Here is an 8,079-nt window from a genome sequence, read left to right on the forward strand (position 1 = left end):
CAACTTTATACGGTAGCCCGGGAATAATTGTGGGGGGTGAAGAATTGTGGGGGCAACCGTCTCTGGTTGCCCGCGAGGTTTCACTTTTCGGGGATTCCAGCCTGTTGAAAGAGTCGTCGGGGAGTAATTTTTAATTCGGGGAAAATGGAGTCGGATAAAGTGCGATCGCCTTTGTAGGTTTGGGGGGGCGAGTCGGGAAAAAATACCGTGATAATCTGCGATCGCGTATCGACAACCCACACCCGCAACACTCCCGCAGCGAGGTAATCCGTCGCCTTTTCTGATAATTCTCCGAAGGTTTGACCGGGGGAAATAATTTCGATCGCCAAATCGGGAGGAACCGGACAGGGGATATCTTCGATGTCGGAACTCGGGAGGCGATCGTTGGAGATATAAAGTAGGTCGGGAATCGGAGCCCAATCTCGTCCATCCCGTTTGAGGGCGACCGCCCATTCTGTCGCGACCACACCCCGTTTTTGACCCCAAGAATAAAGCAGTAAAAGTAGCTGAGTCTGTAGGGAAGCGTGAAAAAATTTGGGTGACATTTTTTGGACAGCCTCTCCATTGATAAACTCGTGGCGATCGCCGTACTGCGGATCTTCTAAAAATTCAGTTAATGTCAGTTGAGATTGGGGAGTCATCTTCTCAATTCCTGTAACAATTAATCGGCGGATTTTTAAGTTTTGTTAAATTTTTCGCCCCGCCGATGAATTGGGTTGACAAGATGGGCGGCTGCGGGGTAAGATATTGACATCATCCTTCATAATGGGAGTATTTGAAAAAATAATATTTTTAGCACCACTTCCATTATCTCATAGTCTATCAGAAAATTTTTCAAAAAGCAAGCCTTTCCCGAAAAAAAATCGCCGCCGCCGAGTCCAAAAAATAAAAAAATCAATTAACGGCCCACCAATTTATCTCGCAATAACCGGATGCGATCGCGCAGTTTTGCCGCCTCTTCAAATTCCAACTGCTTCGCCGCCTCCTTCATCTGGTTTTCCAACTGTTCGATCAGGCCCGGAATCTGTTCCAGGGGCAACTCGTCCGCCTGTTCGTAAGCCTCCTCAATTTCCCGGGCATTCAGCCGCCGAGAGACATCCAAAAACGCCAAAATCGCATTGCGAGATTTTTTGACAATGGGTTGGGGGGTAATCCCGTGTTTTTCGTTATATTCGAGTTGAATTGTCCGCCGCCGGTTCGTCTCGTCGATCGCCCGGATCATGCTGTCGGTCATGTTGTCCGCGTACAAAATTGCCCGCCCGCGAACGTGCCGCGCCGCCCGTCCGATGGTCTGGATAAGCGATCGCGTCGCCCGCAGAAAACCCTCCTTATCCGCATCCAAAATCGCCACCAGAGACACCTGGGGCAAATCCAACCCCTCCCGCAACAAATTCACCCCGATTAAAACGTCGAATTCCCCCTGTTGCAGGGCTTGAATAATTTCGATCCGTTCGATGGGTTGAATCTCCGAGTGCAGGTAACGGACTCGAATTCCCCGATCTTGAAAATACTCCGTCAGATCCTCCGCCATCCGCTTGGTTAACGTCGTCACCAATACCCGTTCATCTCGCGCTGCCCGTTCCTGAATTTCAGCAATTAAATCATCAACCTGACCCTCCGTCGGACGCACGAACAATTCCGGATCGACGACCCCCGTGGGGCGGATAATTTGTTCGACAACCCGACCCTGAGACTGTTCGATTTCCCAGTCTCCCGGCGTCGCGGAAACGAAAATACACTGTCCGACTTTTTGCCAAAATTCATCGGCTTTTAAAGGCCGGTTGTCCGCCGCACTGGGAAGGCGGAACCCGTGGTCGATCAGCACCTTTTTTCTGGCTTGGTCGCCGTTGTACATTCCCCGAATTTGGGGGACGGTGACGTGGGATTCATCGACCACCAATAACCAATCGTCCGGGAAATAATCGACCAGACATTCCGGGGGGGAACCGGGGAGGCGTCCGGCGAGGTGGCGGGAGTAGTTTTCCACCCCGTTGCAGTAGCCCACTTCCCGCAACATTTCCAAGTCGTAGCGGGTTCGCTGGTCGAGGCGTTGGGCCTCCAAAAGTTTGCCGGCTTTTTCCAATTCTTCTAATCGCTGTTTGAGTTCGTCCGCGATCGCGTCGCAGGCTTCTTCGAGGCGATCTTCGGGGGTGACGAAGTGTCGGGCGGGGTAAATATTCAACCCCTCCAAACTCTGCAAAACGTTGCCCGTCACGGGGTCGATGTAGCGGATGGCGTCGATTTCATCGCCGAAAAATTCCACCCGGATGATCCGGTCTTCGTAGGCGGGACCTATTTCCAAAACGTCCCCCCGAACTCGAAACCGTCCGCGAGTCAATTCGGTGTCGTTGCGGCGGTATTGTATGGATGCGAGATCCCGCAATAATTGCCGCTGGTCGAGGTCTTCCCCCACCCGCAGGGGGATGGCGGCGTTGAGGTATTCGGTGGGGATTCCGAGGCCGTAAATGCAACTGATGGAGGCGACGACGATCGCATCCCGGCGTTCAAAGAGCGATCGCGTGGCGGAGTGCCGCAGCATATCGATTTCGTCGTTGATGGCGGCACTTTTTTCGATGTAAGTGTCGGTGACGGGGATGTAGGCTTCCGGCTGATAATAGTCGTAATAACTGATGAAATATTCGACGGCATTGTTGGGGAAAAAATCCCGCAATTCGTTGCAAAGTTGGGCGGCGAGGGTTTTGTTGTGGGCGAGGACGAGGGTGGGGCGGCCCAATTGGGCGATCGCGGCGGCGATGGTGAAGGTTTTCCCGGTGCCCGTCGCCCCCAGCAGGGTGGTGAAGGGGTGTCCGGATTCGATGCTGTTGACCAATTGGGCGATCGCCTTGGGTTGGTCGCCGGTGGGTTGGAAGGGGGCTCGGAGGTCGAATTGCACCATATTTCGGAAACCGACTTTTTGACGTTTTTATAGTATATCGTCTGAGCGCCGAAGTTGACTTCCGAAGCGGGGCAGAACGTCATCGAGGCGAAGTTGCAGGTTCTCGAATCGGGGAGAGGCGATCGGTTCGCCGAGGCGGAATTGTCGTTGGGTATAATCTTCGCCGACCAGTTGGCAGACGGTGACGGTGGGTTGTTTGGGTTTGCCGATAAATGCGACGCCGCCCAAGCCGCGATAGTCAACAATCCAATATTCGGGAATGCCAAATAGGGCGTATTCTTCGACTTTTCGGGCGTAGTCGGTTTCCCAGTTGGTGCTGACGACTTCTACCGCCAATTTGATGGTTCTCCCGAGGGTTATCACGGGTTCTGTTTGCCACAGGGGTTCGTTGGCGATCGCGGTTTCATCTAGTACGATAACGTCGGGACGGCGGGCTGTTATTGCATCGGCGAAAGGGCGGATCAAACAAGTGCGGGGAATGAACCAGGGCAGCTTCGCTGCGGCGATGGCAATGCCGATTTGAGTCGCCAGTTTACCGCTGACGGTTTCGCGATCGCCTGTGGGTTCCATATCGATCAATTCTCCGTCCGCGAGTTCGTAACGGGGGTTGTTAGCATATTGACTGACGAAGGCTTCAAAACTGAGCAGTTTTTGGAGGGAATAAGCCATGCAAAACCTCGATTTTTTTTAAGAAATGTTTAAGCGCCGGGTTCGGGGGTTGACATGGGTGGGATTGGGAGATAAAATTAAGCTATCATCTTTCACAATTGGAATATTTGTGAAAATAATATCAAATCCGGTTGAATGCTCGGAACTGACCGGGGTGGGATATGCAAGACCGCTTTGGAATCAATTCCAAAGCTAATAGCTCAAATCATCTAAAGATGATTGGGGAAGTTATGCGGTCAAATAAGCGGATCTGATATAAAAAATTTTTCACCACTTCCATTATCAAAAAAGTATATCACAAATTTTTGAACAAAGATAGGGCAATCGGAAATATAGCAACTGACTCAGTGTGAGGACGCGATCGCCGATCCCGAGTCCACTTGAGTGGACTTTTGCTATTAGCCTTGAAATTCATTTCAAGGCGGGTCTAAAATTGGAAGATATTCTCGCCCCCAAACCCCCAATTCTGGGGGCTTTGAATGGGTGAGGATGATTTGATCCATTTGCGATCGCGCGATTGAGTCAAGATATGGCAATCGGAAAGAATTTGAAAATCTTCTCGCCCCCAAACCCCCAATTCTGGGGGCTTTGAATGGGTGAGATTTGGGACAGATTCACTGCTGTTCAAAACTCGTATCGAAAAAAACCGGAAACTCGCCGGATGTATCCCCAAGCATCAGGGTGGGTATCGAACGAATCCCGTCAATAGAAGCGTGATAACTCGTGTTTTCTGCGATATCTGTTTTTAACGCGGTTGTCGAACCTCCGAAAGCCTCGAAGGTTTCTAGGACTCGGACGGCTGAAAGTCCGCCGCCACCGATAAAAATATAAGGGACTGATTCCATGATGATTTTACCCATTTGCGATCGCACGATTGAGTCAGGTTTAACACGGCGATCGCGCCATTGGCAAGTCCCTCATTTGTGCGACACCATCGCCGTAGTTGAAGCATGACCAGAACCCAGGACAGATTCTATTCTGTTTCTGTAGTTTCATAGATTTTCTGATAAATATAATCGAGCAATTCTCCAACTCTGCCTACAGGAACCCGATCACGGAAACAATTAGAGCTACTGTAGGATGGGGGCCACTTTTCAACAGATCCCAAAATTTCCTCTGGTATTTCCATATCAAATTCCTCTTCCACAGCCATAGCCAGATTAAATACATCTAATTCATCTACATGCAAGTCGTTTCCGATATGACTGTCTAATCTGACATATTCTTCGTCTATTTCTGCTTCTTGAGCAATGACTTTTCGGAGTCGCACAAAAATTTTAGCTTTGCTTTTATCGCCATCAAATAGCTCTAGCCAAGGATAAATTTCATCGAGTTCACAAATCTCTTTATAAATGGAGTTGAGCAACTCTCCAACGGTACAAGAATCGTTGAATTGAATATAATGATAACTAAAACCATCAGACTTATTATCAACATTCCAAGGTCGCTTATGCCATAAAAATTTCTCTCGTGTTTTTTCTGGTATTTGGATATAAAATTCATTTTCTAGCGCCACGAAAATTTTTTTGATTTGTGATTCACTGTCATCGACTTGAAAATCCCGATATATATGACTTTGCAAATTCACTTCATCTTCATCAACTCTCAATTGACCGGCAATAATTTTTTTTATTTTTTCCAAAATTTTGGCTTTTCTTTTATTTACATTCAATGTGTTTGCCAAATTATAAATTGCATCATTTTCGCAAATTTTATCATAAACATAATCAAGCAATTCTCTGATATAACATGATATAGGATTATAATTATCCAGAGTCTGACAAACAGGTGATAGCAACCACTTTTTCACGGAATCAAGCTTTTTACCTGGCATATCAATATCAAATTGACATTGTAAATTTTTGGCGAGTATTCTGGTATCAATTTCATCGATATTGAGAACGTCAGATATATGAGTATCTAAATCAATATCCGTTGCATTTGAATCGAATGATTCAGCAATAATTGATTTAATTTTAAAAAATGTATTTGCTTTTCTGGCATCTCCATTGCAACCTTTCAAAACGCGACGATATTTATTTTTTTCTTCGATTTTTTTGTTCAAAATACCGAGCAAATTTTTGACCGTACAAGCATCATTAAATTTGACAAAATGAAAGCCATCCTCATCGGGGCAATTAGCAGGACTTTCCCGTACCTCATTCCACAAAAATTTTTCTTTTTCTATATCTTTTATGTCCACATCAAATTCCTCTTCCACAGCCATAATTAGTTCAAAAACATCCAAGGAGTCTGCATCAAGATCTCGATAGATATCACTATCCAAAGTGATGGCTTCTTCGTCGATTTCCAATTGTTCTGAAACTATCTTTTGTATTTTGATAAAAATTTCGACTTTATTTTGATTGCCATCAAATTTCTCTAGCAACTCGGCGACACGCTTGGCTGCTTCTGCCGCCCTTCGTTCTTCTTCTGCCCGCAATTGGGCGGCACGTTGGGCTTCTTCTGCCGCCCTTCGTTCCGCTTCTGCCCGCAATTGGGCGGCACGTTGGGCTTCTTCTGCCGCTTTTCGTTCTTCTTCTGCCCGCAACTTAGCGGCACGTTGGGCTTCTTCTGCCGCCTCTTGTTCGGCTTGAAGCTTAAGTTGAAGCCTCATATTTTCAATGCGAGAAATCACGATATCTTTGACTCTCGTTAAATCGGCTTTAAAACCGCTCTGTTGATAGATTTGGGTTGCCACCTTCCAGACTACTTCATCGACGTTAGATTCTATATATTTGAGATTATCTTCGGAAGGAGGAGCGATTTGATCCAGGTAACGATTTGTCGCCAGATCCAGTATCTTTGATTGATATTCGCTTGCGGATTCATTCATGATGGGATAGGCACTCCAAAAATGATGGCAACGGACAGCATTTTAAATGGGGGAGCGATCGCCCTTATTGATAAAATTCAGATGAGGAGCGATCGCACGTCGGCGACAGTCAATTTAGGCGATCGCCTCAAAAATAACCGATAACAGACGCTTCTGAATTGCCGGAGTTCTCAACACTTTTTTGTCCGCAGAAAACGGCTGCAACCCCAGCAACACGACATCATATTTGGTTCCGATATCGAACCCACTCGCCTCGAAAACGGGTTCGTATTCCGCCGGAACCGGGATATTTTCAATCCAATATTCCCCGTGGATGGTTTGACTGTCAAAAAATGCGATGCCGAGATTGCCTTCCTTGTAGCGAAAAAACTTGATTTTTCGGACTTGGCGTTCTTTTTTTCCGACCAAATCTGAAACCAGATCGGTTACATCTGAAGTCAGAGAGGCAGTTTTTAGAATTGCATTCAGATCGAACATGAGCCGAACCCTCGATATGTGATAAGGTAGTTGGTACGGGTGGGACATCCTTCCTGTCTGTACCACCAATATAGCAAAGGATTTAAGAGGGGTTTGTAAAAAAAATTAAACAAGTATTTAAAATTTGATAATATTTATTGAGAAAAGTTGCCGGAATCGGTCGGATGAGAGAATTGGCGGGGTGTCCTGTTGTCTGCGGGCGATCGCACCCCCGTCCCGATACCGCGATCGCGCCCGTGGCTCGGGTCGGGGGGACGGGCTTCCAGGGATTTTAGTTACTTATCGTTGCAAAAAGTTATTTTTTGTTACGCCCCGTTTACTTTGTGTCCGATGTATTTTATAATCCGTTTACCTTTGACCGATTTTTAGTCAGATCGCACCGTCAGCCGTGAGGCGCGGGGAAGAGGGGAACATAAAAAGCTAGAATAATAAAAGGGACGAGGCTGATAGGGCGAGTTGTCTCGCATCGATGGGCGAGTCCCGTTTGATAAGTAAGGTATTTAAGTATGGCTGCCAGCTCTTCTAGTTCAAATAGGAGGACCACAAGTAGACGAACCCGTAGCACTACAAAAAAGGATGCGGAGAATCAGTCTAAAGAGGAATTGACTCAAGCTGAAACGACTGAAACAGAATCTGTTGAAGCCGTAACCGAAACGGCTGAAAATGAAAAAGAATCAGATACCAAACAGGAGAAATTAGACGTGGCTACCAAACCCACCCAAGAAGGCAACTCGGCACCCACCCAAATTCAGGTGTCCCAGCCCAACATGATGGTTCACAATCGCCCCGTGGAACAAACGAAGTTGCAAGTGGCGGGAATGCTGACGGCAAACCGCCCCATCGCCAAGGCGAATAATACCGTATCGGTGACATTAATTCAACCCGAAGAAGGGACGGGAGTAATGTCGAACCGTCCGATCGGAATGACTCAATTGCAGATTTCTTCGATGGTGATGAATCGTCCCATCGCCTCCAACGATATCGACGATCCGGATCTGTTGATGGGATATTTGGATTAATCGAATTTCGGTTCATTTCCAGAGGTAAATTTAGCCCACCTGATGCCGTTAGGTGGGCATTCTATCGCCCTCCAATTTTAGAGTTTTGTAGCCCGGGCATCTTGCCTGTATCTACGACAAGCTAGAAGCTTGTGCTACACAACTGTATCTACGACAAGCTAGAAGCTTGTGCTACACAACTG

At 47.2% G+C, this 8,079-nt stretch carries 8 protein-coding genes; 2 read left to right on the plus strand and 6 right to left on the minus strand.

All coding sequences use genetic code 11. The annotated features are described in order from the left end of the window. Positions 1–80: 80 nt before the first annotated feature. The 5 genes from AC0QHF_RS01095 to AC0QHF_RS01115 all read right to left on the minus strand — a co-directional run bounded on the left by AC0QHF_RS01095 (position 81) and on the right by AC0QHF_RS01115 (position 6,401). Positions 81–641 (minus strand): Uma2 family endonuclease, encoded by a 561-nt coding sequence (locus AC0QHF_RS01095; RefSeq protein ID WP_324702338.1) that lies wholly within the window; start codon positions 639–641, stop codon positions 81–83. Between the two features lie 257 nt (positions 642–898). Beyond that, positions 899–2,896 (minus strand): excinuclease ABC subunit UvrB, encoded by a 1,998-nt coding sequence (uvrB, locus tag AC0QHF_RS01100; protein WP_324702339.1) that lies wholly within the window; start codon positions 2,894–2,896, stop codon positions 899–901. A 27-nt stretch (positions 2,897–2,923) separates the two neighbouring features. Next, the gene (locus AC0QHF_RS01105) at positions 2,924–3,565 is read right to left on the minus strand and encodes a Uma2 family endonuclease (protein WP_324702340.1); all 642 of its coding nucleotides are present in this window, start codon (positions 3,563–3,565) and stop codon (positions 2,924–2,926) included. 614 nt (positions 3,566–4,179) lie between these two features. Further along, a complete protein-coding gene (locus AC0QHF_RS01110; protein WP_324702341.1) occupies positions 4,180–4,425 on the minus strand; it encodes a hypothetical protein in 246 nt (81 codons plus the stop codon). 113 nt (positions 4,426–4,538) lie between these two features. Further along, the gene (locus AC0QHF_RS01115; protein ID WP_324702342.1) at positions 4,539–6,401 is read right to left on the minus strand and encodes an acyl carrier protein; all 1,863 of its coding nucleotides are present in this window, start codon (positions 6,399–6,401) and stop codon (positions 4,539–4,541) included. Positions 6,402–6,422: 21 nt separating this feature from the next. Between AC0QHF_RS01115 and AC0QHF_RS01120 the strand changes: the two genes are divergently transcribed. Continuing rightward, positions 6,423–6,545 (plus strand): hypothetical protein, encoded by a 123-nt coding sequence (locus tag AC0QHF_RS01120; RefSeq protein WP_324702343.1) that lies wholly within the window; start codon positions 6,423–6,425, stop codon positions 6,543–6,545. Here the strand turns inward: AC0QHF_RS01120 and AC0QHF_RS01125 are convergent. Next, positions 6,516–6,878, minus strand: coding sequence for a hypothetical protein (locus tag AC0QHF_RS01125; RefSeq protein WP_324702344.1), 363 nt, complete (start codon positions 6,876–6,878; stop codon positions 6,516–6,518). The genes AC0QHF_RS01120 and AC0QHF_RS01125 overlap by 30 nt on opposite strands. A 701-nt stretch (positions 6,879–7,579) precedes the next feature. Between AC0QHF_RS01125 and AC0QHF_RS01130 the strand changes: the two genes are divergently transcribed. Beyond that, on the plus strand, positions 7,580–7,897 hold the full coding sequence (locus AC0QHF_RS01130) for a hypothetical protein (RefSeq protein WP_324702345.1): 318 nt from the start codon (positions 7,580–7,582) through the stop codon (positions 7,895–7,897). The last annotated feature ends 182 nt before the right edge of the window (positions 7,898–8,079 follow it).

The organism is Lyngbya sp. CCY1209 (assembly GCF_055795065.1).

Bases quoted from the DNA above. Each gene is read 5' to 3' on its own strand.
- AC0QHF_RS01095 (WP_324702338.1), bottom strand. From the start codon at position 641: ATGACTCCCCAATCTCAACTGACATTAACTGAATTTTTAGAAGATCCG.
- uvrB (WP_324702339.1), bottom strand. From the start codon at position 2,896: ATGGTGCAATTCGACCTCCGAGCCCCCTTCCAACCCACCGGCGACCAA.
- AC0QHF_RS01105 (WP_324702340.1), bottom strand. From the start codon at position 3,565: ATGGCTTATTCCCTCCAAAAACTGCTCAGTTTTGAAGCCTTCGTCAGT.
- AC0QHF_RS01110 (WP_324702341.1), bottom strand. From the start codon at position 4,425: ATGGGTAAAATCATCATGGAATCAGTCCCTTATATTTTTATCGGTGGC.
- AC0QHF_RS01115 (WP_324702342.1), bottom strand. From the start codon at position 6,401: ATGAATGAATCCGCAAGCGAATATCAATCAAAGATACTGGATCTGGCG.
- AC0QHF_RS01120 (WP_324702343.1), top strand. From the start codon at position 6,423: ATGATGGCAACGGACAGCATTTTAAATGGGGGAGCGATCGCCCTTATT.
- AC0QHF_RS01125 (WP_324702344.1), bottom strand. From the start codon at position 6,878: ATGTTCGATCTGAATGCAATTCTAAAAACTGCCTCTCTGACTTCAGAT.